This is a genomic window from Buttiauxella sp. S19-1 (genome assembly GCF_022134725.1).
Classification (GTDB): Bacteria; Pseudomonadota; Gammaproteobacteria; order Enterobacterales; family Enterobacteriaceae; genus Buttiauxella; species Buttiauxella ferragutiae.
Genome location: NZ_JAHWLU010000234.1, coordinates 1 through 1,919, shown reverse-complemented (window position 1 = coordinate 1,919; position 1,919 = coordinate 1). Strand labels below are relative to the sequence as shown.

At 47.1% G+C, this 1,919-nt stretch carries 2 protein-coding genes; both read left to right on the top strand.

From position 1 onward, the window contains the following. Positions 1-1,397, top strand: a 1,397-nt coding sequence (locus tag MES37_RS24825) for a VENN motif pre-toxin domain-containing protein (RefSeq protein WP_273695281.1), incomplete at its 5' end; no start/stop codon positions are given. 2 nt (positions 1,398-1,399) lie between these two features. Beyond that, positions 1,400-1,919, top strand: a 520-nt coding sequence (locus tag MES37_RS24210; protein ID WP_237932808.1) for an immunity 42 family protein, incomplete at its 3' end; no start/stop codon positions are given.

Genomic DNA, 1,919 nt, shown 5'->3' with positions numbered 1-1,919 from the left:
AGGCTGCAGATATTGCCCGGACGCAGGGTGAACTGAGTGCTATCAAGGATGCACAGGAGAAAATGAAGTCTGTTTCTCCGGAAGACCGCGCCAAAGCGAAAGTGCAGTGGGAGAAAGAAAATCCGGGTAAAACTGCGACCCCTGACAACATTAACGCTCAGGTTTATAAAAACTATTATGACGACGCATTTGCGGCTTCGGGAATGGGAACCGGTGGTGCGGTTCAGCGTGGGATTCAGGCCGCGACAGCCGCCCTTCAGGGGCTGGCCGGAGGAAATATTGGCGGGGCACTGGCGGGAGCAGCAGCACCGGAGCTGGCGAATATCATCGGTCATCATGCGGGTATTGATGATAATGACGAAGCGAAAGCCGTTGCGCATGCAATTCTGGGTGGGGTGACCGCAGCACTTCAGGGTAACAGTGCCGCAGCAGGTGCCGCAGGTGGTGCGACGGGAGAGCTTATAGCCGGAGCCATTGCGAAGGTGCTTTACCCGGATGTTAAGGACCTGTCGACGCTGAGTGAAGAGCAGAGACAGACGGTCAGTGCGCTGGCGAGTATCTCTGCCGGAATGGCGGGTGGCATTGCGGGTGGGGATGTCGCGGGTGCGGCTACCGGTGCGAATGCCGGGAAGAATGCGGTTGAGAATAACTATCTGAGCGCCAAGCAGATAGATGATTTTGCAGCGAGGGCTAAGGGCTGTGATGCTCGTGGTGACTGTTCTCAGATTGTGCAGGAAATGGAAGAGCTGAGTCTGAAGCAACGTAATGAGTTAATTGTAACTTGCGCTTCGGATGCAGCGGCCTGTAAAGAGAAATACGGTGATATCCCCGCTAACAGTATGTTAGTGCATGAAGCGATAGACAAAGCGCTGGGTGAAGATATCCCGTGGAGCATGAAGAATGACTTATCGGTCTTGCTGATGCAGCAGATGGACGAGTCAGGAATAGTTAACAGCACCGAGTTTGCCCAACAGCTCCAGACATTGTATGGCTTGGATAGTCAGAAAGCTGAAATCTTGGCTGGTGTTGCCATGGCCGCTGTTACAGGCGGTATGGGTAAAGGTAAGGGAAGCGCGATGCCTGTGCCTACCCCAACGAAAGCTGGCAATGGGCTGGTTTATCAATCGAATGGGAAACATACTCCTGGTCAAGTCGGATATAATAGAAACGCCGGAACCGAACCTACAAACTCTATTCAATTGTTTGGTAACTCAGTAGAGAATGGGAAAAAGAGGTACGCATTAGACGAAAAAGGTAACGTACATCAATTTACGAATACAAATGATGGTTCGTGGCATTGGTCAGGAAGTACGGGAGATGCATCCGTTCCATTGAAAAAAAGTGATATACCAAACGCTGTTAAAAAAGAGTTTGGTTTACCTGGGAAATGGAGGTAAATATGATTTTCGGTGATCCGTATCGTTTTGCTATCTGGGTAGAATGTATTCCTCAGTGGAGTGATTCCTATAAGAATGGTTTTTTTTATTTTTTTGTAAATGGAAATATGTATCCAGAAGATGTCAGGACATCAACGTTAGATATTGATTTTTATGATGTCACTGATAAAAAAAATGCTCTTATCTCTCAGCCACGCAATGATGAAATTTTCAATGCACCAACAAATGAAGCTTTTGATGCCTTGTTTAAACTGGCATACCCAGAATCGACACAAGATGATGAATATCCAGAGCAAGTGTTTGATTTTTGTGCTTCCCCCACGATCATCAACGACTCTGGGGCCTATTTCTTTGCTGTTTCAAATGAAAGTTCAGTGAGGATTGTTGGGGGGAAAATAACGAAATTAGTTGATGGGCATAATGGAAGGATCTGGGAGGATATAGAGTGTCCGGTCATTGAGGATATAACTATTCCAAAAAATGAGATAAGTGAAATAATTACAAGCTTGAAAAAATATTCAA